The organism is Teichococcus rhizosphaerae, from assembly GCF_002631185.1.
GTDB classification, from domain to species: domain Bacteria; phylum Pseudomonadota; class Alphaproteobacteria; order Acetobacterales; family Acetobacteraceae; genus Pseudoroseomonas; species Pseudoroseomonas rhizosphaerae.
Genome location: NZ_PDNU01000019.1, coordinates 51,370 through 74,425 on the forward strand (window position 1 = coordinate 51,370; position 23,056 = coordinate 74,425).

Below are 23,056 nucleotides of genomic sequence, written 5' to 3' on the forward strand. Positions count from 1 at the left end.
GTCGTTGCTCCCTTCAGGCCAGGTTCTCGGCGCCGGCGGCCGAGGCGTTCGCGTTGGGCGGGATGGCGTCTGTCACGCGCTTGCGGACGGTGCGCTGCTCGATGCGCTTCTCGTAGCCCTCGGGCAGCTTGACGATGCGCTTCACGTAGATGCCGGGGGTGTGGATGTGGTCGGGGTCGATCTCGCCCGGCTGCACGAGGTGCTCCACCTGCACCACCGTCACCTTCGCGGCGGTGGCCATTATCGGGTTGAAATTGCGCGCCGTCCTGCGGAAGACGAGGTTGCCCTCGGTGTCGGCCTTCCAGGCGTGGATGATGGCGAGGTCGGCCATGATGCCGCGCTCCATCACATAGGTCTCGCCGTCGAACTCGCGCGTCTCCTTGCCCTCGGCCACGGCGGTGCCGACGCCGGTCTTGGTGAAGAAGGCGGGGATGCCGGCGCCGCCGGCGCGGATGCGCTCGGCCAGCGTGCCCTGCGGGTTGAACTCGATCTCCAGCTCGCCGGCCAGGAACTGCTCGGCGAAGGTCTTGTTCTCGCCCACATAGGAGGAGATCATCCGCTTGATCTGCCGCGTCCTCAGCAGCAGGCCGAGGCCGGCGTCGTCGATGCCCGCGTTGTTCGAGACCACGGTGAGGTCCTTCACCCCGGAATCGCGGATCGCCTCGATCAGCGCCCCCGGAATGCCGCACAGACCGAAGCCACCGGAATGGATCAGCATGCCGTCGCGCAGCACGCCGTCGAGCGCGGCGCGCGCATCGGGGTAGACTTTCCGCATTTGACGCTCTCCAGTTTCGGATGCCGGGGAGGCTACCGGCCATGGCGCGGCCGCGAAAGGGGCGCGGGGCGGCACGCCGCGCGGGAAGGGCGAGGCCGCGAAAAAGGCGAAAGAATCCTGTGCCCCCGCTTGCATGGGCAGGGCGCGCTCGTTATACCCCCGCCACTTCCCTGGGGGGCCATAGCTCAGTTGGGAGAGCGCTTGAATGGCATTCAAGAGGTCGTCGGTTCGATTCCGATTGGCTCCACCAGTTCCACAGGCCGCCCCGCAACGGGCGGCCTGTTGCATTTCCGGCCCTTGCCCGAGCCTCCAGCCTTCCGGCGCCTTCCTGCCAAGGCCACGTCAAGGCCGCTTGCATGGCCCCTGGGCCGCCGCTATACCGCCGCCTCGCTTCCTGTGGGGCCATAGCTCAGTTGGGAGAGCGCTTGAATGGCATTCAAGAGGTCGTCGGTTCGATTCCGATTGGCTCCACCAGTTCCGAACGGGCCGCTCAGCCGCTGAGCGGCCCGTTTCGTTTGGCCGTTTCGTTCGCCCCGCCCGCCGCGTCGCGGCACCTCCCATTTGCCTCCCTTCCCTCTCCATGCTCTAGGCGCCTGTTTTCGCGGGCATCCTCGTCCATCCGGGTGATTTCACCGCGAAGGGATCTGCTTTAGCCTCGGCGCGAACAAACGCCGGAGGAAACACATGCCGCTCGCACGACGCGCCCTGCTCGCCGCCCCCGCCCTGCTGCTGCCCGGGCTGCGGCCCGGCACGGCGCGGGCCCAGCCCGCCTGGCCGAGCCGGCCCATCCGCCTCATCGTCCCCTTCGCCGCCGGCGGCGCGGCGGACAGCGCGGCGCGCACCCTCGCGCCCCGCATGGGCGAGCGCTTGGGCCAGACCATCGTGGTGGAGAACCGCACCGGCGCGGGCGGCAGCGTCGGCGGCAGCGCCGTGGCGCAGGCGGCGCCGGACGGCCACACGCTGCTGTGGGACGCCTCCTCCCACCTGGTGAACCCCGCCCTGCTCAAGGGCCTGCCCTTCGACTACGCCACCGCCTTCACGCCCGTCTCGCTGGTCACCACCTTCCCGCAGGTGCTGGCGGTGAAGGTGGACAGCCCGGCGCAGGACCTGGCGGGCTTCATCGCCCTGGCCAAGTCGCGCCCCGGGCAGCTCAACATCGGCACCCAGGGCAACGCCACGGCGGGGCACCTGGCGGTGGTGCGGCTCGGCCGACTCGCCGGCATCGAGGTGCAGCACGTCCCCTATCGCGGCGGCTCGGACGCGGCGCGCGACATCGCCGGCGGCAACCTGGACGCGGTGTTCATCACCGCCCTCTCGGCCGGGCCGGTGGTGGCCTCGGGGCGGGCGCGTTTCCTGGCCGTGGCGGCGGAGAGCCGCGTCTCGGTGCAGCCGGACGTGCCGACCTTCGCCGAGGCGGGGCTGCCCGGCCTCACCCTGTCCGAATGGGCGGCGCTGTTCGGCCCGGCCGGGCTGCCGCCCGCCATCGCCGAGCGGCTGCACGCCGTGCTGGCCGAATCCCTGGCCGAGCCGGAGGTGCAGGCGCGCCTCGCCCAGCTCGCCGCCGTGCCGGTGGGCAGCAGCCCGGCCGAGTTCGCCCGCTTCGTACGCGAGGGGCGGGAGAGCATGGCCACCCTGGTGCGGGAAGCGAACATCCGCGTGGAGTGAGCCACAGGGGCGCGGGCGCCGGCGGCCCGGCTCCCGCAGCCGGCCGGCGGCGCGGCGCCTTATCCCGCCGCGCCCAGGGGACCTCGCAAGCGGGCCGCGAAAGGGCCGCCGCTCAGATCACCACCCCGCCATCCACATGCAGGCACTGCCCGGTGATGTAGCCCGCCCGCGCCGAGGCCAGGAAGGCGATCGCCTCCGCCACGTCCTGCGGCTGCCCGAGCCGGCGCAACGGGATGCGCGCCAGCACCGCCTCCCACGCCTTCGCGTCCAGCGCCGCATGGGCGCCGGCGTCCTTCTGGGTGTAGCCCGGCGCCACGGCGTTCACCGTCACGGCGGGCGCCCATTCCAGCGCCAGCGCCTTCACCAGCGCCTCCACCCCCGCCTTGGCCGTGGCGGAGGCGGGGAACACCGTGCTGTCGGTGCGGAAATTGTGCGCCACGAAGGAGGAGACGGCGACCAGCCGGGGGTCATGCCCCGCCGCCAGCAGCGGCCCGGCGGCGCGCGCGAGGCGGAACAGCGCGCCCAGGATGGTGTCCTGGCTGCGGGCGAAGGCCTCGTCGGTGAGCTGCGCCACCGGCGTGCGGTCGGCGAAGCCGGCGTTGGAGACCAGCACGTCCAGCCCGCCGAGCGCGGCGGCCGCCGCCGCCACCAGACGCGCCGGCGCCGCCGGCTCCGCCAGGTCGGCCATCAGCACGGCGGCCTCGGCGCCCCGCGCGCGGGCCTCGGCGGCCACGCGCTCGGCGCCCTCGCGGTTGTTGCGCGCATGCAGGGCCAGCGCCACGCCGGGCCCGGCCAGGACCCGCGCCGTGGCGGCGCCGATGCCGCTGGACGCGCCCGTGACCAGGATTCTCCGCTTGTCCGTCATGCCTGCCTCCCTGCCTTGGCGCGGCTCAGGATAGGCGGGGCGGCTTGCGCCCCCAAGGGCACCCCCGCATCCTGCCGGGCAACAAACCGATCCGGAGGAGAATCGCGCCGATGCTGACCGTGCTGGAGCCCGAGGGCCTGTATCCCGACACCGCGCTGGAGGAGGAGATCCTGGGCCCCGGCGTCCGCGTCATCCGCGGCGGCGGCGCCGGCGGGGTGGAGGAGCTGCCGGACGCGCTCTGCGCCGAGGCGGACGGGCTGTTCATCTTCCGGCACTGGCTGCCGGGCAGCCAACTGCACCGCTTCCCCAAGCTGAAGGTCGTGGTGCGCATGGGCGTGGGCTATGACCGGCTGGACCGCCCCGCCCTGGCCGAGCGCGGCATCACGGTGTGCAACGTGCCCGACTACGGCACCACCGAGGTGGCCGACCACGCCGTGGCCCTGGCGCTGACGCTGCGGCGCGGCATCGCGCTCCACCACGACCTGCAGCGCGCCGACCCGCCGGCCGCCTGGCGCTACCTCGACAGCCCGCTGGTCCAGCGCGCCTCGGAGCAGACCTTCGGCATCATCGGCCTCGGGCGCATCGGCACGGCGGTGGCGCTGCGGGCGAAGGCCTTCGGCTTCCGGGTGGCGTTCTTCGACCCCTACCTGCCGAACGGGGTGGACCGCGCCCTGGGCATCGTCCGCGCCCGCGAGCTGGACGAGCTGCTGACGCAGACCGACACGCTCTCGATCCACGCGCCGCTGACGCGCACCACGCGCGGGCTGCTCGGCGAGTCGGCGCTGCGCCGGCTGCGCCCCGGCGCGGTGGTGGTGAACACGGCGCGCGGCCCCATCCTGGATCTCGACGGACTCGCCGCATGCCTGCGGGACGGCCATGTGGCGGGCGCGGGTCTCGACGTGCTGCCGCAGGAACCTCCGGTTGAGCGCATTCCCCCGCTGCTGGCGGCCTACCGCGCCCGCGAGCCCTGGCTGACGGGGCGCCTGATCGTCACGCCCCACAGCGCCTTCCACACCCCGCACGCCTTTGCCGACATCCGAACCAAGAGCGCGGAGACGATGCGCGATGTTCTGCTGGAAGGCAGACACAGCAACGTGATAACACCGGAAAGCGACTGACAAGAAACCAATAGCGATCAAATCAGGCATCACTTTCGACGCGACACGACTGTTTGGGCGCGCTATTGCTACTAAAACGCGAGGGAAACAACTGCCAAGCCTTCGCTAATTGCATGACATGCTGCGGTAGATCTCAGTGAGATCCCACTTTTTCGTGAATGACTTTTATTCGCCATCGCAGCATAAATCATTGCAACTCGCCAACTAGGGCGGACCGGCACGGGCCACCGTCCTTCTGGAAACCGACGATGCCCTTTGATTCGCGCGCCGACAGCCTGCACGTGATCCTGGACGTCTCCCGGCTGCTCAGCTGCGGCCGGAAGCGCACCCCCTCGGGCATCGACCGCGTGGAACTGGCTTATGCGCGGCGCTGGCTGGCGGCGCCGCCGGATGCGTGCAGCTTTGTCGGCCAGGAATTGCAGGGCGGCTTCGCGCTGCTGCCGCGCCGCCTGGTGGCCGACCTGGTCGCCGCCCTCACGGAAGCCTGGAGCAGCGGCCTGGCCAATGGCCCGGCCTTCCGCACCGCGGCCCGCATCGGCGGGCTGGGGCGGGGGCGCCTGCTGCTCGGCCTCGGCCGCTCCGACCTCGCGCGGCTGATGAACGGCACCCGCCGGCTGGCCTTCCTGCTGGTGTCCCACCAGGCGCTGGACCGCAACGGCCCGATCGAGGCGATGCGCCGGGCGGGCTGCGCCTTTGTGCCGCTGATCCACGACCTGATCCCCGTCACCCACCCGGAATATGCCCGCCCCGGCCAGGCGGAGAAGCACCTGCGCCGCATCAACACCACCGCCGCCCTGTCCGACGGCGTGATCGTCAACTCCATCGCCACGGCCGAGGCGCTGTCGCCCTATCTCGCCGGGCGGAGCGCGCCGCCGCCGGTGGTGGTGGCGCCGCTCGGCATCGACACCAAGCCCATGCCCTCGCACGGCACGCCGATCGACCCCTACTTCATCGCCCTCGGCACCATCGAGCCGCGCAAGAACCACCTGCTGCTGCTGCATCTGTGGCGCGAGCTGGCGCGCCAGCGCGGCGCCGCCACCCCCCGCCTGCTGGTGATCGGCAAGCGCGGCTGGGAGAACGAGAACGTCGTCGACATCCTGGACCGCTGCACGGTGCTGAAGGGGCTGGTGCAGGAGGTGGGCCAGCTGCCGGACCGCATGGTGGCGGAGCTGCTGCAGGGCGCCCGGGCGCTGCTCTTCCCCTCCTTCGCGGAAGGCTACGGCCTGCCGCTGGCCGAGGCGCTGGCGCTGCGGCTGCCGGTCATCTGCTCCGACCTGCCGGCGCTGCGCGAGGTGGGCGGCGCCGTGCCCGACTATCTCGACCCGCTGGACGGCAGCGCCTGGCGCAACGCCGTCATCGACTACGCCACGCCCGGCAGCCAGTCCCGCGAGGCGCAGCTGCGCCGCCTGGAGGGCTGGCGGACGCCGAGCTGGGCCGAGCATTTCGGCCGCGTGGACGAGCTGCTCTGGCAGGTCACGGACCCGGCCTGGCGGCTGCACGGGACGCAAAGGCGGATGCCGGCCCGCGCCGAGGCCGCCAATGGCTGGGCGGCCCTGCCGGGCGGCGTTGCCGCGCGGAACACGGCCATGCCATGACGGCCCCGCCGCCGGCCGCGCCTTTTCCCGCGTCCGGCAGCCGACCGTTCCTCCCGCTGTTTCAAGACCTGGCGCTTCTCTTGCGCGGCCCGCCCTGCCGGCCGCAGAGCAATATGGAATGACTCAAGGACCGACCCCGCCCGCCCCATCCCCCGCCGAGCCGGTGGCCATCATCGGCGCCGCGTGCCGCCTGCCGGGCGCGCGCGACCTGGACGGCTTCTGGGAGATGCTGGCGGCCGGGCGCGACTGCGTCGGCACCCTGCCGCCGGACCGCTTCACCCAGGCCGCCTTCCATCATCCGCGCAAGGGTGAGCCGGGCCGCTCCTACAGCTTCGCCGCCGCGCATCTGGGCGACATCTCCGGCTTCGACGCCCCCGCCTTCGGGCTTTCCCCGCGCGAGGCGGCGGAGATGGACCCGCAGCAGCGCCTGCTGCTGGAGGTCGCGGCCGAGGCGCTGGAGGATGCGGGCTGGCCGGCCAGCCAGGTGGCGGGGCGCACCATCGGCGTCTGGGTCGGCGGCTCCTCGACCGACTATGCCGAGCTGCGCCTGGGCGACCCGGCCGGCGCCGACCGCTACTTCATGACCGGCAACACGCTGTCCATCCTGGCCAACCGCCTGACCAACGTGTTCGACCTGCGCGGCCCCGGCCAGACGGTGGACACCGCCTGCTCCTCCTCGCTGGTGGCGCTGGAGGCGGCGGTGGCGGCGATCCGCGCCGGGCAGGTGGAGGCGGCGCTGGTGGGCGGCGTGCAGATGCTGCTCTCGCCCTTCGCCTTCGCCGGCTTCTCCCGCGCCGGCATGCTGTCCGCGCGCGGCCGCTGCCAGGCCTTCGACGCGGCGGCGGATGGCTATGTGCGCGGCGAGGGGGCGGGCCTCGTGGTGCTCAAGCCGCTTTCCGCCGCCCTGGCGGCGGGCGACGCCATCCGCGGCGTCATCCTGGCCGCCGGCACCAACGCCGCCGGCCGCACCATCGGCCTGTCGCTTCCCAACCGCGAGGCGCAGGCGGCGCTGCTGCGGCGCGTGCTGGCCGAGGCGGGCGTGGCGCCGGCCGACATTGCCTATTTCGAGGCGCACGGCACCGGCACCCAGGCCGGCGACCCGGCCGAGACCTGGGCGATCGGCACCGCGCTGGCGCAGGGCCGCGCCACGCCGCTGACCATCGGCTCGGTCAAGACCAATATCGGCCACCTGGAGCCGGCTTCCGGCATCGCCGGGCTGCTCAAGGCCATGCTGGTGCTGGAGCGCGGCGCCGTGCCGCCCAACCTGCACTTCAGCACCCCCAACCCCGACATCGACTTCGCCGGGCTGAACATCCGGGTGCCCACCACCCTGGAAGCTCTGGCCACGGGGAAGGTGACCGGGATCAACAGCTTCGGCTTCGGCGGCACCAACGCCTCGGTGTTGCTGGGCGCGGCGCCTCCCCTGCCCCTTCCCGCCTCCGCCCCCCCGGCGGAACCGGTGGCGGCGGAGGCGCCGCCCCTGGTGCTGAGCGCCCGCTCGGCCGGCGCGCTGAAGGCCCTCGCCGCCAGCTGGCGCGACCGGCTGGCGGATGAGGCGGACACGCTGCCGCTGCGCCGCGGTCTCGGCCGCCACCGCGACCTGCACGGCCACCGCCTGGCCCTGCGCGGCGCGGACGCCGCCACGCTGCGCGCCGGGCTCGATGGCTGGCTCGCCGGCGCCCGGGCCGGGGGGCCGCTGCCCGGCGTGACGCATGGCGTCGCCAAGCGCGGCGCGGGCGGGCACATCGCCTTCGTCTTCTCCGGCAATGGCGCGCAATTCGCCGGCATGGCGCGGGAGGCGATGGCGCACAACGCCGCCTTCCGCGCCGCCGTGGCGGAGGCGGACGCCGTGCTGGCGCCGCTCGCCGGCTGGTCCGGCGCCGCGCTGCTGGCGGAGGGCGTCCCGGCCGGGGACCTCGCCGGCACCGACAAGGCGCAGCCCCTGCTCTTCCTGGTGCAGCACGGCATCCTGGCGGCGCTGGCGGCGGAAGGCATCCGGCCCGACTATGTGCTGGGCCATTCGGTGGGCGAGGTGGCGGCGGCGCACGCGGCCGGCATCCTCACGCTCGAGCAGGCGGCACGGCTGGTGGTGGCGCGCTCGCGCGCGCAGCACAGCCGGCGCGGCCATGGCCACATGGCGGCGATCGGCGCGGGCGCCGAGGAGGCGGCGCCGCTGCTCGCCGCCTGCCCGGCCGACGAGGCCGGCTGGCGCCCCGAGATCGCCGCCTACAACGCGCCCAACGCCATCACCGTGGCGGGCCCCGAGGCCGCGATCGACGCGCTGGTGGCCGCCGCCAGGGCGCGGCGCCTGGCCGCCGTGCGGCTCGACCTCGACTACGCCTTCCATTCCGCCGCCATGGACCCGGTGCGCGAGGCGCTGCTGGCCGAGCTGCAAGGCTTCGCCCCGGGCGCGGAGCGGCTGGGCTTCCTGTCCTCCGTCACCGGCACCAAGCTGCCGGGCGCGGCGCTGGACGCCGAATACTGGTGGCGCAACCTGCGGGCGCCTGTGCGCTTCCAGGCGGCGGTGCAGGCGGCGGTGGATGCCGGGGCGCGGCTGTTCCTGGAGATCGGCCCCAACCCGGTGCTGCAATCCTACCTGCGCGAGAGCCTGCGGGCGGCCGAGGCGGAAGCGCCGGTGCTGCCCAGCCTCAGCCGCCGCGACCCGGAGGGCGATCCCTTCCCGGCGCTCGCCGACCGCGCCCTGGTGCAGGGCGCCGACCCGCGCGGCGGCCCGGCCTGGCAGGGCCCGGCGGCCCGGCGCGGCCTGCCCTTCACGCCCTTCGAGCGGCAGCGCCACTGGTTCGCCGCCACCCAGGAAGCCACGCGGCTGACCGACCCTGCGGCGGATCATCCGCTGCTCGGCCTGCGCCAGGGCGGCGAGCCCACGCGCTGGTCGCGCCTGCTGGACACGGCGCAGGAGCCCTGGCTCGCCGACCACCGGCTGGGCGGCGAGCCGGTGCTGCCGGCCGCCGCCATGCTGGAGATGGCGCTCGCCGCCGCCGCGCTGCACCTGCCGGAAGCGCCGGTGCTGGAGCTGCGCGACGTGACCATCCTGCGCCCTCTGCCGCTCTCGGCCGAGGCGGCGCGCGAGACGCGCTTCACGCTGGAGCCGGAAAGCGGCCTGTTCCGCCTCGAAAGCCGCCCGCGCCTGACCGGCGAGGGCTGGACGCTGCACGCCCGCGGCCAGCTGGCCGCCGCCACCCTGGCGGCCCTGGCCGCCCCGCCGCCTCCGGCGCTGGAAGGCACGCGGCTGGAGGGCGGGGAGATCCTGGCCATCGCCCGCCGGCTGCAGCTCGATTACGGCCCCGCCTTCCAGGCGGCGGCGGAGGCCACCCTGTCCGCGGATGGCCGGCAGGCCGGCGTGCGCCTCGCCCTGCCCGCCGCGGCGCCGCCGGACGGGGCAGGCTGGCTGCTGCACCCGGTGCGGCTCGATGCCGCGCTGCACGGGCTGGTGGCGCTGTTCGCGCCCGGCCAGCGGGAGGAGGAGGGGGCGGGCGTGGTGCCGGTGCGCTTCGGCCGGCTGCTGCTGCGGCGCGGCGCGCCCGTGCCGGTCAGCGCCGAGCTGGAGCTGCTGCACCGCGGCAGCCGCTCCGGCCAGTATGCGGCGCGGCTGCGCGACGGCGCGGGGCAGGTGGTGGCGCGGCTGGAGGAGGGCTGGATGCAGTCCATCCGCCTCGCCCCGCGCGCCGGGCTGGCGGAGGCGGTGTTCCGCATCGAGGAGCAGGCGCTGGAGGCGGCGCCCGGCCCCGTCCCCGCCATCGACCTCGACGCCGCCATGCGCGCCGCCCTGGCCGAGGATGCCGAGCACGACCTGAGCGAGACCGCCCTGCTGCTGGAAGGCCATGTGGTGGCCAGCGCCCAGGCGGCGCTGCGCGCCCGGGCGGATGCGGCGGGGCTGCTGCCCGCCTCCGGCCTTTCCCCCTACGCCCTGTCGCTGCTGCGCGCCCTGGCGGAGGACGGGCTGGCCGAGCCCGGCCCCCAAGGCTGGCTGCTGCCCGCGCCGGAGGACCTGCCGGAAGCCGCCGACATCTGGCGCGCGGTGATGGCCGAGAGCCCGTCGGCCGCGCATGAGCTGGCCTGGCTGGCCCTGGCGGCCGAGCGGCTGCCGGAGGCGCTTTCCGGCCAGTCCCAGCCCGAGAACCTGCCGCCGCCCGACGCGCTGGGCTTCGCGCGGCTGGCCGCCGTGCTGGGGCAGGCGGTCGGGCGCTTCGTCGCTGCCTGGCCGGCGGGGCGGCCGCTGCGCGTGCTGGAGATCGGCGCCAATGGCGGCCCGCTGACGCGGCGGCTGCTGGCCGTGCTGGGCGCCAGCGGCAAGCCGGTCCACTACACCGCCACCGGCGCGCCGGGCGATGCGCGCGCCGCCGCCATCCCGCCGCATGCCGGCAACATCGCCTTCGGCTTCGAGCCCTGGGAGCCGGGCACGCCGGCGCCCGCCGGGCTGGGCGCCGACCTCGTGGTGGGGCTGGCCGCCGCCGCCCGCGCCCGGCGCGGCGCGGCGCTGCTCGGCACGCTGAGCGGCCTGCTGGCCCCGGGCGGCGCGCTGCTGCTGGCCGAGCCGCTGCCCGGCCGCGCCTGGACCTTCACCTGCGGCCAGGATGCCGGCTGGTGGGAGCATGGCGCCGCGCCGCTGCCCGACGCACAGGGCTGGGAAGCGGCCTGCGCCGCGCCGGACCTGGAGCGGGCCTGGGTCTCGCCGCTGGGCTCGGCGCCCTGGCCGGCCCTGCTGGTCGCCGCCCGCACGGCGCCCGCCGGGGCGGAGGCGGCGGCGCCGGCCGCGCCCGCCCGGCCCGCCACCCTGCAACTGCACCATGACGCGGCCAGCGCGCCGCTGGCCGAGGCGCTCGCCGCCGCCCTGTCGGGGGCCGGCGCCGGCGTCGCGGCGCTGCCGCTGGCGGCAGCCGGGCAGCAGCCGCCGCGCGGCCTTTCGGGCGCGCATGTCGTGGCGCTGGCCGCGCCGGAGGCCGGCGCGCTGCCCGCCGCCCTGGCGCAGGTCACCGCCCTGGCCGAGGCGGCGCGCGGCCGGGCACAGGCCTTCACCCTGGTCACCGCCGATGCGCGGTGCGCGCCGGAGGCGGCCGCGCTGCACGGCCTGGCCCGGGTGCTGACCAACGAGATGCCGGAGCTGCGGCCCCGCCGCATCGGCCTGGAGGCCGCGCTGGCGCCGGCCGAGGCCGCCGCCCGCCTGCTGCCCGAGCTGCTCGGCGCCGGGGCGGAGCCGGAGCTGCGCCTGACCCGGGCCGCGCGCCTGGCACCCCGCCTGCGCCCCGGCGCCCGCCCCGCCCCCGCCGTGCCGCGGGGCCCGGCGCGGCTGGCCATCCGCCAGCCCGGCCAGCTCGGCACGCTGGAATGGGAAAGCCTCACCCTGCCGCCGCCCGGCCCGGGCGAGGTGGTGGTGCGCGTCGAGGCCGCCGGCCTCAACTTCCGCGACCTGATGTGGGCGCAGGGCCTGCTGCCGGAGGAGGCGCTGCTGCTCGGCTTCGCCGGCCCCACCCTGGGGATGGAGATGGCCGGCGTGGTGGAGCAGGCCGGTCCCGGGGTCGACCTCCGGCCGGGCGAGGCGGTGTTCGGCTTCGCCCCCGCAGCACTTGCCAGCCGCGTGCGCACCCGCGCCGAGGCGGTGACGCGCGTGCCGCCCGGGCTGGACTTCGCCGCCGCCGCCACCGTGCCGGTGGCCTTCCTCACCGCCATCTACGCGCTGGAGCACTGCGCCCGGCTGGGGGAAGGCGAGACGGTGCTGATCCATGGCGGCGCCGGCGCCGTGGGGTTGGCCGCGCTGCAGGTGGCGCGCGCCGCCGGCGCCCGCATCGCCGCCACCGCCGGCACGGCCGCCAAGCGCGCCCTGCTGCGCGCCGCCGGCGCCGAGCTGGTGCTGGACAGCCGCGACCCCGGCTTCGCCGACCAGCTTCGCGCCGCCTGGCCCGAAGGGGTGGACGTGGTGCTGAACTCGCTGGCCGGCGAGGCGATGGAGCGCAGCCTCGCGCTGGTGAAGCCCTTCGGCCGCTTCGTCGAGCTGGGCAAGCGGGACTTCTTCGAGAACCGCCGCGTCGGGCTGCGCCCCTACCGCCACAACCTCACCTATTTCGGCGTGGACGTGGACCAGCTGCCCAAGGCGCGGCCGGACCTGGCGCGGCGGCTTCTCGCCGACATCGCGGGCCGCTTCGCCGCGGGCGCGCTGCACCCGCTGCCGCACGCGAAGCGCCCGGCCACCGAGGCGGAGGCCGCCTTCCGCGCGCTGCAGGCCAGCAGCCATATCGGCAAGCTGGTGCTGGTGCCGCCGCCCGTGCCGCGCGCGGCGCCCCGCCCGGGCTGGACGCCGCCCGAGGGCACCATCCTGGTGGTGGGCGGCGTGCAGGGCTTCGGCTTCGAATGCGCCAAGTGGCTGGCGGCGCGCGGGGCGCGGCACCTGGCCCTGCTGTCGCGCCGCGGCGGCACCACGCCGGGGGCGGAAGCGGCGGTGACGGCGCTGGCGGCGCTCGGCGCCCGCGCCACCGTCCACGCGGCCGACGCCACGGACGCGGCGGCGCTGGAGGCGGCGCTCGCCGCCATCCGCGCCGAGGGGCCGCCGCTGGCGGGGGTGGTGCACGCCGCCGCCGCCTTCGACGACGCCGCCGCCATCGCGCTCGACGCGCGCCGCTTCGCCGCCGTGCTGGCGCCCAAGCTCGCCATCGCCGAGAACCTGGACCGGGCGACGCGGCGGGACCCGCTCTCGCTGTTCCTGCTGTTCTCCTCCGCCACCACGGCCATGGGCAATCCGGGCCAGGCCAACTACGTCGCCGCCAACATGGCGCTGGAGGCGCTGGCGCGGCGGCGCCACGCGGAAGGGCTGCCGGCGCTGGCGGTGGGCTGGGGCCCGATCGCCGATGCAGGCGTGCTGGCCGGCGACGCCGCCACCGCCGAGACCCTGGCCCGGCGCCTCGGCGTCGAGCCCATGGCGGCGGTCGAGGCGCTCTCCGCCCTGCCCGCCCTGCTGGAAGCGGGCGCGCCGGTGCTGGGCCTCGCGCGCATCGCCTGGCGGGAAGCGCGCATGGCGCTGCCGGTGCTGGAGGAGCCGTTCTTCTCCGAGGTGCGCGGCCGCGCCGGGCAGGAGATGGAGGCGGCCAGCCTGCAGGCCCACCTGCTGTCCCTGCCGCCCGAGGAGGCGCGCGCGCTGCTGCGCCAGGTGGCGCAGCAGGAGGTGGCGCGCATCCTGCGCCTGCCGCCCGAGGCGGTGCCGCTCGACGCCCCCGTGGCCGGCCTCGGGCTCGACAGCCTGGGCGGGCTGGAGCTGCGCGGCGCGCTGGAGCGGCGGCTCGGCATGCAGGTGCCGCTGGCCTCGGTGAGCGAGGAGCTGACCATCGACCTGCTCACCCGCAAGCTGGCGGACGGCCTGGCCGGCGGCCGCGACGAGGAGGCGATCGCCGGGCTGGTGGAGCAGTTCGAGCCCAGCGCCACCCCCGCCGCGCGGGCCGCCGAACCGGCCGCGTGAAACGGCCCTTCCGGCAGGGGGGGCGGTGCGGAGCGGCGCCGGATCGCCTATCTCCAGAGCCTCCCCCGCCGGCACGGGCCGGCGGGGCCTCGCCAATGAACGGACCGCATGGCATGACCCTCTCTCCCACCCGCCCCCGCCAGGGAGGCGTCGCGTGAGCGGCGGGCTCAGCACCAGCGCGCGGCTGGCCCTGCTGGCGCGGCTCTCCAAGCGCCGCAGCGGCGAGGCCCCGGCGCCCGAGGCCGGCAGCGCGCGCGACTTCACCACCCTGCCCGGGATGCGCGACTTCGGGCTGATGAAGGCGGCCCTGCAGTCGCTCGACCTGCCGAGCCCGCTGTTCCAGGGGCATGACGGGCTGGCCGGCGCGCACAGCAGCATCGGCGGCCGCCCCGTCATCAACTTCAGCAGCTACAACTATCTCGGGCTGAACGGCGATCCGCGGGTGCTGGCGGCGGCCAAGGCGGCGGTGGACCGCTACGGCGTCTCCCCTTCCGGCTCGCGCATCCTTTCGGGCGAGCGCGAGCCGCACCGCGCGCTGGAGCGCGCCCTGGCCGAGCTGCACGGCACCGAGGCGGCGCTCACCTTCGTGTCCGGCCACGCCACCAACGTCACCACCATCGGCCATCTGATGGGCCCGCGCGACGTGGTGGTGCACGATGCCGCCATCCACAATTCCTGCGTCGAGGGCGCCCGCCTCTCGGGCGCCCGGCGCGTCCCCTTCCCGCACAACGACATGGCGGCGGCGGAGCGGGAGCTGGCGGCGGCGCGGCGCGGCGCGCAGGGGAAGTCAAGCCGCGCCCTGCTGCTGGTGGAGGGCCACTACAGCATGGACGGCGACAGCCCCGATCTCGCCCGCTGCGTCGAGATCGCCCGCCGCCACGATGCCTGGCTGATGGTGGACGAGGCGCATTCCCTCGGCGTGCTGGGCGCCACCGGCCAGGGCGTCGCCGAGGCGCAGGGGGTCGATCCCTCCGGCGTGGACATCTGGATGGGCACGCTCTCCAAGACCCTCTCGGCCTGCGGCGGCTACATCGCCGGGCGCGCCGACCTGATCGACTGGATGCGGCACACCGCGCCGGGCTTCGTCTATTCCGTGGCGCTGCCGGCGCCGCTGGCCGCCGCCGCGCTGGAATCGCTGCGCATCCTGCGCGCCGAGCCGGAGCGGGTGGCGCGGCTGCGGGCCAATGGCATGGGCCTGCGCGACCGCCTGCGCGCGCGCGGCTTCGACACCGGCACCAGCCAGGGCAGCGCCGTGCTGCCGGTCATCCTCGGCTCCTCGGTGCGCACGGCGCGGATGGCCGCGGCGCTGCTGGAGCGCGGCATCTCGGTGCAGACCGTGACCTTTCCCGCCGTGCCCGAGCAATCCGCCCGGCTGCGCTTCTTCATCTCCTCCGAGCACAGCGAGGACGACCTCGACCGGGCGGCCGAGGCGCTGAGCGAGGCGGCGGCCAGCGTCGGGCGCGTGGAAAGCCTGCCGGGCGCCGGCATGTGAGCGGAAGGCGCGCCGGGGGCGCGGGCTGGCCATGCGCATCGCCCTGCTGACGCTGGAAAGCGCGCTCAGCGCCGGGGCGGTGCTGCGGCTGGCCGGGGCGCAGGCGGGGCGCCTCGTGCTGATCGGCCGTTCCCTGCCCTACCGCGCCGCCACGGGCGGCATGGCCGGGCAGATGGCGGCCCACTGGCGCCGCTCCGGCCCGCGCTTCCTGCCCTACCTGCTGGTCAATTACGGCCTGCCGCAGGCGCTGGGCGACCTGCGGCGCGCGCTCGGCGCGGGCGCGCTGAGCCGCCTCGCGCGGCGGCATGGCATCCCGCTGCTGGCGGTGGAGGACGTGAACGGCCCCGCCATGGCGGCGGCGCTGCGCGCGGCGCGGCCGGACCTCATCCTCTCCTTCCACTTCGACCAGATCCTGCGCGCGGAAACCCTGGCGCTGGCGCCGCTGGGCGGCATCAACGTGCATCCCTCGCTGCTGCCTCGCCACCGCGGGCCGGTGCCGACGATCTGGGCGCTGGGCGAGGCGCCGCCCGCCTTCGGCGTGACCGTCCACCGCATGGTGCCGCGCATCGATGCGGGCGCCATCCTGGCCCAGCAGGCGGTGGCGCTGCCGCCCGGCACCACGGCCAGCACCGCCGCCCGCCTGCTGCACGAGGCCGGCGCCACGCTGCTCGGCCCGCTCCTGGCGGCGCTGGAGGCCGGCCCCGGCATGCCCGGCGGGGTGCCGCAGGAGCCCGCGGGCCCCGACGCCCCCTATTGCCCATTTCCCTCCGCCGGGGCATTGCGGAAGATGGCGCGGCAGGGCCAGCGGACAGTTGGCTGGGGGGACCTGCGGGCGGCTCTGGTCGCGCCCGTGGGGTAAGGCGCGCCCGCGCCGGGGCGGCCTCCATCGCATCCCGCGCGGCCGGCCTACCGCCCGCATCCGCATCGCCGCAGACGAGAACCTGACGCCGCCGATGAGCAGCTCCGCCGATCCGGCCCCGCGATCCTTCCTGTTCCTGCAGGGACCGATCACCCCCTTCTTCGACGAGGTGGGCGCGGGGCTGCGGGCACTGGGCCACGAGGTGCGCCGGATCAACCTGAACCTCGGCGACAGGCTGTTCTGGCGCGGGCCGGGGGCGGTGGACTTCCGCGGCCGGCCCGGGGATTGGCCCGCCTTCGTGGCAGGGTTCCTCGACCGCCACGGCGTCACCGACCTGGTGCTGCTGGGCGAGCAGCGGGACTACCACAAGGTGGCCATCGCCGCCGCGCATGCGCGCGGCATCCGCGTCGCCACCACCGATTTCGGCTATATCCGCCCCGACTGGATCGTGCTGGAGCGGGACGGCATGAACGCCGCCAGCCTGTTCACCCGCGACCCGGAAACGATCGTGCGGACAGGGGCCGCCCTGCCGCCCCCCGACCTGACCGTGCGCAACAGGGACAGCTTCGCCCGGCAGGCGCGGTGGGACATGCTCTACCACCTCAGCAGCGCCCTGCCCTGGCCCTTTCCGCACTACCGCACCCACCTGCTGCAGCACCCGGCGCTCTACTACGCCGGGGTCGGGCTGCGGCTGCTGCAGCGCGGGCGCGACAACCGCCGGGCGGACGCCATCCTGCGGCGCCTTTCCGGCAGCGGGCCGCTGTTCCTGATGGCGATGCAGATGGAGAGCGACTTCTCCATCCGCGCCTATTCCCGCTACCCCGACCTCGACACGGCGCTGCGCGAGGTGGCGGAAAGCTTCGCCGCCCACGCGCCGGCCGGCGCGCACCTGCTGGTGAAGGTGCACCCGCTGGACCCGGGGCTGAAGAACTGGCGGCGGCGCACGGAGAAGATCGCCCGGGCGGCGGGCCTGCCGGAGCGGATGCACTACCTGGGCGGCGGCAATCTCGGCGCCATCGTCGAGCAGGTGCAGGGCACCGTCACCGTCAACAGCACGGTCGGGCTGCGCTCGATCATCGACCACACCCCCACCTTCGCGCTCGGCGAGGCGATCTACCGCATCCCCGGCCTGGTCTTCTCCGGACCGCTGGACCGGTTCTGGACCGAGGCGACGCCGCCCGACCCCGCGCTGCGCGAGGGCTTCCTCCGCTGCATCGCGCACCAGCTCCACATCCGCGGCGTCTACTACAACCGGCCGGGGCTGGACGTGGCGGTGCGCGCGGCGGTGCACCGGCTGCACCATGGCCTGCTGAACGTGGCCGTGCCGGCGCTGATGCACCCCGCCGATCCCGGCTTCCCCGGCACCGCCGCCCCGCCCTGACATCAGCCTGTCCGGCACGGCCGCGCACAAGGCCAAGCCAGAGCCGGAAACCACCCCGCCCCCGATGCGTTGCGCGATCTGGAGAACTGCGCCGCGAGGGCGGGGCGCGAGGGGTGGGCCGGGAGCCCGCGGGGGACCAATGGGAGGACTGACCGTGCCAGGCCGCGCCATGCGCGCCGTGCCGCTGGCGGGGCTGCTGGCGGGGTGCGGCGGCGTGCAGTCGGCGCTCGATCCGGCCGGCTTCGAGGCGGAGCAGGTGGCGCGGCTGTTCTGGGCCATGCTGGTCGCCAGCGGCGTCATCTGGGTGCTGGTGCTGGGCCTCGCCCACTACGCCTCCGGCCGCCGCGAGAAGCCCTGGAGCCAGCGCGACGCCGGCCGGCTCATCGTCTGGGGCGGCGCGGTGGTGCCGACGCTGCTGCTGGCGGTGCTGCTGTTCTTCGGCCTGCGGCTGATGCCGGAGCTGCGCGCGCCCGGCGGCCCGCTGCGCGTGCATGTGGAGGGCGAGCAGTTCTGGTGGCGGGTGCGCTACCACCCGCCCGGCGGCGCGCCGGTGGAAAGCGCCAACGCGCTGGTGCTGCCGGTGGGCCAGCGCGTGGAGTTCAGCCTGTCCACGCGCGACGTCATCCATTCCTTCTGGGTGCCGGCGCTGGGCGGCAAGATGGACATGATCCCCGGCCGCACCAACCGCCTGGTGCTGGAGCCCACGCGCACCGGCGAGTTCCGCGGCGCCTGCGCCGAGCTGTGCGGCGCCTCCCACGCGCTGATGGCCTTCACCGTGCGGGTGGTGGAGCCGGCCGAGTTCGAGGCCTGGCTGGCGCGCGAGGCGGCGCCCGCCGCCGCCGGCACGGGTCATGCGGGGGAGGCCGCCTTTCTGGCGCATGGCTGCGGCGCCTGCCACAGCGTGCGCGGCACGGCGGCGCGCGGCGCCATCGGGCCGGACCTGACGCACCTGGCCAGCCGCCCCACCCTCGGCGCCGGCATCCTGGAGAACAGCGCGGCCAACCGCGCCGCCTTCATCGCCCGCGTGGACGAGATCAAGCCCGCCGCCCGCATGCCCGCCTATGGCACGCTGCTGGACACCGAGATCGCCGCCATCGCGGCCTGGCTGGGGATGCTGCGATGAACGAGGCGACGATGCCCCCCGAGGCGGACGCGGCGCGCCGCCGCGCCCAGGAGGAGCGGCTGGAACGCACCTGGGAAACGCCGCCCGGCTGGCGCTACTGGTCGGCGGTGAACAACACCGAGGTGGGGCTCTGGTACACCGCCACCTCCTTCCTGTTCTTCCTGCTGGCCGGCGCGCTGGCGCTGCTGGTGCGCGCCCAGCTCGCCGTGCCGGACAACGACCTGATCTCCGCCAGCCTCTACAACCAGGCCTTCACCCTGCACGGCACGGCGATGATGTTCCTCTTCGCCGTGCCGATCTTCGAGGCGGTGGCGATCCTGCTGCTGCCCACCATGCTGGCGGCGCGCGACCTGCCCTTCCCGCGCCTCTCGGCCTATGGCTACTGGTGCTTCCTGATCGGCGGCGTCTTCGTGATGGGCTCGATCCTGTTCAACTCGGCGCCCGATGCCGGCTGGTTCATGTACCCGCCGCTGACCACGGACCCGAAGCTCACCGGCATCGGCGCCGACATCTGGCTGCTCGGCCTGTCCTTCATCGAGGTGGCGTCGATCGCGGCGGCGGTGGAGCTGATCGTCGGCGTGCTGAAGTGCCGGCCGCCGGGCATGCGCATCAACACCATGCCGCTCTATTGCTGGTACGTGCTGATCGTCGGCGGCATGATCCTGTTCGCCTTCCCGCCGCTGATCGCGGGCGACATCCTGTTCGAGCTGGAGCGGCTGGCGGGCTGGCCCTTCTTCGACGCGAGCCGCGGCGGCGACCCGGTGCTGTGGCAGCACCTGTTCTGGATCTTCGGCCACCCGGAGGTCTACATCGTCTTCCTGCCCTCCATCGCGCTGCTGGCGATGATCGTGCCGACCTTCGCGAAGCGGCCGATCATCGGCTATTCCTGGATCGTGCTGGCGGCGGTGGGCACCGGCTTCCTCAGCTTCGGGCTGTGGGTGCACCACATGTTCACCACCGGCCTGCCCGCCATCTCGCTCGGCTTCTTCTCCGCCGCCTCCGAGGCGGTGGCGATCCCGACCGGCGTGCAGATCTTCGTCTTCGTCGCCACCATGCTGGCGGGGCGGATGACCCGCTCCACACCGATGCTGTTCGCCGCCGGGGCGCTCGCCATCTTCGTCTTCGGCGGGCTGACCGGCGTGATGGTGGCGATCGCGCCCTTCGACTGGCAGGCGCATGACAGCTACTTCGTCGTGGCGCACCTGCACTACGTGCTGATCGGCGGCATGGTGCTGCCGCTCTTCGCCGGCGCCTACTACTACTACCCGCTGGTGATGGCGCGGAAGCTCTCGGACCGGATCGGCCGCTGGGTGTTCTGGCTGATGTTCCTGGGCTTCAACATCGCCTTCCTGCCCATGCACTTCACCGGGCTGCGCGGCATGCCGCGCCGCGTCTTCACCTATCCGGGCGGCATCGGCTGGGACTGGCTGAACCTCGTCTCCACCCTGGGCGCCGTGGTCTTCGCCGCCGGCGTGCTGCTCTTCACCTGGGACGCGGTCTGGGGCATCCGCCGGCGGGCGGATTCGCCGCGCAACCCGTGGGGCGCCGGCACGCTGGAATGGCTGAACCCCATCCCCGGCCCCGATTACGGCGTGCGCAGCGTGCCCGCCATCGCCTCCCGCTACCCGCTCTGGGACGACCCGGAGCTGCCCCGCCGCGTGGATGAGGGCCGCGAGTTCCTGCCCGACGCCGAGGAAGGCAAGCGCGAGACCCTGGTCACCTCCGTGCTGGACGCCCGCCCCATCCAGTGCCTGCGCGTGCCGGGCAACAGCTTCATGCCGATGGCCGCGGCGGTGCTGACCGGCGCGGTGTTCATCCTCACCACCTTCCACCTCTACTGGACGGGGCTGGCAGTGGGCGTGGCCGCCATCCTGTCCATCCTGGTCTGGCTGTGGCGCGGCACGGCGATGGTGCCGGAGAAGCGGGAAAAGGACATCGGCCACGGCGTGCGGCTGCCGCTCTACGCCTCGGGCATCCAGTCGGTCGGCTGGTGGGCGATGTTCATCACCATGACCGGCGACATGACGGCCTTCGCCAGCCTGGTGTTCAGCTACTTCTACTTCTGGACCATCCACCCCGTCTTTCCGCCGCTCGACGCGGCGGGGATGAAGATGGGCCCCGGCCTGCTCTGGCCGGGCGTCGCGCTGCTCGCCGCGCTCGGCGCCTGGGGCGCCATGCTGTGGGCGCGGGCGCGCAACGGGGCGGGCCGGGCGGGCGGGCTGCGGCTCGGGCTGCTCGCCGCCACGCTGCTGGCGCTGGCCAGCGGCGGCGCCATGCTGATGGGCCCGTGGGCCGGCGGGCTCGACCCCACCACCCATGCCTATCCCGCCGCCGTCTGGGTGCTGCTGGGCTGGGCGGCGCTGCACCTCGCCGTCGGCGTCATCATGACGCTCTACGCGCTGGCGCGCAGCCTCGCCGGCAAGCTGACGCGGGATCACGACATCGACATCCACAACGTCGTGCTCTACTGGCACTTCGCCGCCATCACCGCGGTGGTGACGCTCGCCACCGTCGCGCTGTTCCCGCTGCTGGCCTGAGGCGAGGCGCGCCATGCTGATCCACAACCGCCGCCACGCCAATCTCTGGACCCTGCTGGCGCCGCCCGCCATCTGGGCGGTCCATTTCCTGCTCTGCTACGTCGCCGCCGCCATCGCCTGCGCCAAGGGCGGCGGGCCCTGGGTGGACCTCACATCGCTGCGCTGGGTCATCCTCGGCATCACCCTGCCGGCGCTGGGGCTGATCCTGGTGGCGGGGCGGCAGGCCCGGCGCCACTGGGGCTTCGGCACGGACGACCCGCCGCACGACCAGGCCACCGACGAGGACCGCCAGCACTTCCTGGGCTACGCCACGCTGCTGCTCTGCGCGCTGAGCTTCGTCAGCGTCATCTTCGTCGCCATGCCGGCCATCACCATCGCGGATTGCCGCTGAGATGGCCCCCCTCGCCATGCCGCTCGCGCTTCTGGTGCTGGCGCTGGTCTGGGGCGGGCCGCTGCTCCTGCTGCTGGAGCGCTCCTTCACCGGCCACATGGTGATGCACATGGGAGTGGTGGCGGTGGCCGCGCCGCTGCTCGCCATCGCGCTCGGGGCCAAACCCGGGGGCGGCGGACGGTGGGACCCGGCGCGGCGCTTCCCGCGCCTGTTCGGGCCGGTGGCGGCGTCGGGGCTGGAATTCGTCACCATCTGGGGCTGGCACATGCCGGGGCCGCACAACGCCGCCCGCGAATCCCTGGGCCTCATGGCGCTGGAGCAGGGCAGCTTCCTCGCCGTGTCGCTGCTGGTGTGGCTGTCCTGCCTCGGCGCCGGCGAGGCGGACCGGCGGCCGCGCCAGGCGGCGGGCGTCATCGGCCTGCTGCTCACCTCCATGCACATGACGCTGCTCGGCGCGCTGATCGCCCTCGCCCCGCGCCCGCTCTACGGTCACCCCGCCTGCCTCGGCCTGTCGCCGCTGGAGGACCAGGCGATCGGCGGCGTGGTGATGCTGCTGGTGGGCGGCGGCGCCTACCTCGCCGGCGGGCTGCACCTCGCCGCCCGCCTGCTGCGCGACCCCGAACCGACCCCCCAGGAGCCCGCCCGATGATCATCCGCCTCACCCTCCGCCGCATCGGGCTGGGGCTGGCCGCGCTGCTGCTGGGCGGGCTGCTGGTCGGCTGGTCGGGCGTCATCTATGTGGGCGCCTCGGGCGGGCACTGGCCGGTCACCGAGTGGTTCCTGCACTGGGTGATGCGGAACTCCGTCCGCACCCGCGCGCTGGCGCTGGAGGTGCCGGACCTGTCCGGCCCCGCTTTGCTCGACCGCGGCGCCGGCCACTACGCCACCGGCTGCGCCCCCTGCCACGGCGCGCCGGGCGAGCGGCAGAACCCCATCGTGCAGGCTTCCCTGCCGCCGCCGCCCGAGTTCAGCAAGCGCTTCGACCCCTGGAAGCCGGAGGAGCTGTTCCGCATCGTCCAGCACGGGGTGCGCTACAGCGGCATGCCCGCCTGGGTCGCCATCGAGCGGCATGACGAGATCTGGGCCATGGTGGCCTTCCTGGAAAAGCTGCCGCGCATGCCGCAGGACGAGTACCAGCGCCTGGCCTTCGGGCCGGAGGGCGCGCGCCAGCCCAGCTCCGGCCTCATCGGCATCGGCGCCATCAACACCGGCGGCCCCGCGCCCCCGGCGCAGGAAGCGCTGGCCGACTGCGCCCGCTGCCACGGCATGGACGGGCGCGGGCGGGAGAACGACGCCTTTCCCGTTCTCGCCGGCCAGAGCGAGGCCTATCTGCGCGAGGCGCTGCTGGCCTTCTCCCACGGCACCCGCCACAGCGGCCTGATGCAGCCCCCCGCCGCCCGCGCGGACGACGCCATCCTGGGGCAGATCGCCACCCACTACGCGCGCCAGCCCTTCGCGCCCGTGCCGCATCCCCCGGCCGAGACGGCGCTGCTGGAGGAGGGCGAACGCATTGCCCGCCAGGGCATCCCGGCCGAGGGTGTGCCGGCCTGCCTGTCCTGCCACGGCGGCGCCGCGCTGGCGCGCAACCCCTCCTACCCGGCGCTGCACGGGCAGCATGCCAGCTACCTGGAGAACCAGCTCGTCCAGTGGCAGGCGGGCACGCGCGGCGGCGGCCCGTACCGGGACCTGATGGGGACCATCGCGGGGCGGCTGAGCCCGGAGCAGAACAAGGCGGTGGCCGCCTGGTTCGCGCGGCAGGACAAGGCCAGCGACTAGGAAAGATCCGGGGG

General features: G+C 74.8%; 14 protein-coding genes and 2 tRNA genes. 14 read left to right on the forward strand and 2 right to left on the reverse strand.

Annotated features, from left to right (window positions below; translation table 11 throughout):
* Positions 1-13: 13 nt before the first annotated feature.
* Positions 14-775, reverse strand: coding sequence for a CoA transferase subunit A (locus CR162_RS11520; RefSeq protein ID WP_099095706.1), 762 nt, complete (start codon positions 773-775; stop codon positions 14-16).
* 174 nt (positions 776-949) lie between these two features.
* On the opposite strand from CR162_RS11520, the gene CR162_RS11525 reads away from it, so the two are divergent.
* The 3 genes from CR162_RS11525 to CR162_RS11535 all read left to right on the forward strand — a co-directional run bounded on the left by CR162_RS11525 (position 950) and on the right by CR162_RS11535 (position 2,440).
* A tRNA-Ala gene (locus tag CR162_RS11525) sits at positions 950-1,025 on the forward strand.
* Between the two features lie 148 nt (positions 1,026-1,173).
* Positions 1,174-1,249, forward strand: a tRNA-Ala gene (locus tag CR162_RS11530).
* 210 nt (positions 1,250-1,459) lie between these two features.
* Positions 1,460-2,440: a Bug family tripartite tricarboxylate transporter substrate binding protein gene (locus tag CR162_RS11535; RefSeq protein WP_099095707.1), complete on the forward strand. Its 981-nt coding sequence runs from the start codon at positions 1,460-1,462 to the stop codon at positions 2,438-2,440.
* Positions 2,441-2,552: 112 nt separating this feature from the next.
* Here the strand turns inward: CR162_RS11535 and CR162_RS11540 are convergent, their stop codons facing one another.
* Entirely contained in the window at positions 2,553-3,305 is a 753-nt protein-coding gene (locus CR162_RS11540) for an SDR family NAD(P)-dependent oxidoreductase (protein ID WP_099095708.1), read from the reverse strand.
* 110 nt (positions 3,306-3,415) lie between these two features.
* Between CR162_RS11540 and CR162_RS11545 the strand changes: the two genes are divergently transcribed.
* The 11 genes from CR162_RS11545 to CR162_RS11595 all read left to right on the forward strand — a co-directional run bounded on the left by CR162_RS11545 (position 3,416) and on the right by CR162_RS11595 (position 23,042).
* Complete coding sequence (locus CR162_RS11545; protein ID WP_099095709.1) at positions 3,416-4,423, forward strand: C-terminal binding protein; 1,008 nt, start codon at positions 3,416-3,418, stop codon at positions 4,421-4,423.
* A 248-nt stretch (positions 4,424-4,671) separates the two neighbouring features.
* Positions 4,672-6,018 carry a glycosyltransferase family 4 protein gene (locus CR162_RS11550; RefSeq protein WP_245870290.1) on the forward strand — a complete coding sequence of 449 codons (1,347 nt, stop codon included), beginning with the start codon at positions 4,672-4,674 and terminating at the stop codon, positions 6,016-6,018.
* A 118-nt stretch (positions 6,019-6,136) separates the two neighbouring features.
* Positions 6,137-13,483 (forward strand): type I polyketide synthase, encoded by a 7,347-nt coding sequence (locus CR162_RS11555; RefSeq protein ID WP_176559823.1) that lies wholly within the window; start codon positions 6,137-6,139, stop codon positions 13,481-13,483.
* Positions 13,484-13,637: 154 nt separating this feature from the next.
* Positions 13,638-14,975 carry an aminotransferase class I/II-fold pyridoxal phosphate-dependent enzyme gene (locus tag CR162_RS11560; RefSeq protein ID WP_099095711.1) on the forward strand — a complete coding sequence of 446 codons (1,338 nt, stop codon included), beginning with the start codon at positions 13,638-13,640 and terminating at the stop codon, positions 14,973-14,975.
* A gap of 31 nt (positions 14,976-15,006) precedes the next feature.
* Complete coding sequence (locus tag CR162_RS11565; RefSeq protein WP_099095712.1) at positions 15,007-15,834, forward strand: formyltransferase family protein; 828 nt, start codon at positions 15,007-15,009, stop codon at positions 15,832-15,834.
* Between the two features lie 94 nt (positions 15,835-15,928).
* Positions 15,929-17,215: a capsule biosynthesis protein gene (locus CR162_RS11570; protein ID WP_099095713.1), complete on the forward strand. Its 1,287-nt coding sequence runs from the start codon at positions 15,929-15,931 to the stop codon at positions 17,213-17,215.
* Between the two features lie 154 nt (positions 17,216-17,369).
* Positions 17,370-18,338 (forward strand): cytochrome c oxidase subunit II, encoded by a 969-nt coding sequence (gene coxB, locus CR162_RS11575; protein WP_245870292.1) that lies wholly within the window; start codon positions 17,370-17,372, stop codon positions 18,336-18,338.
* Positions 18,335-20,875 carry a cytochrome c oxidase subunit I gene (gene ctaD / locus CR162_RS11580; RefSeq protein WP_099095715.1) on the forward strand — a complete coding sequence of 847 codons (2,541 nt, stop codon included), beginning with the start codon at positions 18,335-18,337 and terminating at the stop codon, positions 20,873-20,875. Before coxB ends, ctaD begins: the two co-directional genes overlap by 4 nt.
* Before the next feature lie 13 nt (positions 20,876-20,888).
* The gene (locus tag CR162_RS11585) at positions 20,889-21,266 is read left to right on the forward strand and encodes a hypothetical protein (protein ID WP_099095716.1); all 378 of its coding nucleotides are present in this window, start codon (positions 20,889-20,891) and stop codon (positions 21,264-21,266) included.
* 1 nt (position 21,267) lies between these two features.
* Positions 21,268-21,915 carry a cytochrome c oxidase assembly protein gene (locus CR162_RS11590; protein WP_099095717.1) on the forward strand — a complete coding sequence of 216 codons (648 nt, stop codon included), beginning with the start codon at positions 21,268-21,270 and terminating at the stop codon, positions 21,913-21,915.
* Positions 21,912-23,042: a c-type cytochrome gene (locus tag CR162_RS11595; RefSeq protein ID WP_099095718.1), complete on the forward strand. Its 1,131-nt coding sequence runs from the start codon at positions 21,912-21,914 to the stop codon at positions 23,040-23,042. Before CR162_RS11590 ends, CR162_RS11595 begins: the two co-directional genes overlap by 4 nt.
* Positions 23,043-23,056 lie beyond the last annotated feature (14 nt).

Bases quoted from the DNA above. Each gene is read 5' to 3' on its own strand.
- CR162_RS11520 (WP_099095706.1), bottom strand. From the start codon at position 775: ATGCGGAAAGTCTACCCCGATGCGCGCGCCGCGCTCGACGGCGTGCTG.
- CR162_RS11535 (WP_099095707.1), top strand. From the start codon at position 1,460: ATGCCGCTCGCACGACGCGCCCTGCTCGCCGCCCCCGCCCTGCTGCTG.
- CR162_RS11540 (WP_099095708.1), bottom strand. From the start codon at position 3,305: ATGACGGACAAGCGGAGAATCCTGGTCACGGGCGCGTCCAGCGGCATC.
- CR162_RS11545 (WP_099095709.1), top strand. From the start codon at position 3,416: ATGCTGACCGTGCTGGAGCCCGAGGGCCTGTATCCCGACACCGCGCTG.
- CR162_RS11550 (WP_245870290.1), top strand. From the start codon at position 4,672: ATGCCCTTTGATTCGCGCGCCGACAGCCTGCACGTGATCCTGGACGTC.
- CR162_RS11555 (WP_176559823.1), top strand. From the start codon at position 6,137: ATGACTCAAGGACCGACCCCGCCCGCCCCATCCCCCGCCGAGCCGGTG.
- CR162_RS11565 (WP_099095712.1), top strand. From the start codon at position 15,007: ATGCGCATCGCCCTGCTGACGCTGGAAAGCGCGCTCAGCGCCGGGGCG.
- CR162_RS11570 (WP_099095713.1), top strand. From the start codon at position 15,929: ATGAGCAGCTCCGCCGATCCGGCCCCGCGATCCTTCCTGTTCCTGCAG.
- ctaD (WP_099095715.1), top strand. From the start codon at position 18,335: ATGAACGAGGCGACGATGCCCCCCGAGGCGGACGCGGCGCGCCGCCGC.
- CR162_RS11585 (WP_099095716.1), top strand. From the start codon at position 20,889: ATGCTGATCCACAACCGCCGCCACGCCAATCTCTGGACCCTGCTGGCG.
- CR162_RS11590 (WP_099095717.1), top strand. From the start codon at position 21,268: ATGGCCCCCCTCGCCATGCCGCTCGCGCTTCTGGTGCTGGCGCTGGTC.
- CR162_RS11595 (WP_099095718.1), top strand. From the start codon at position 21,912: ATGATCATCCGCCTCACCCTCCGCCGCATCGGGCTGGGGCTGGCCGCG.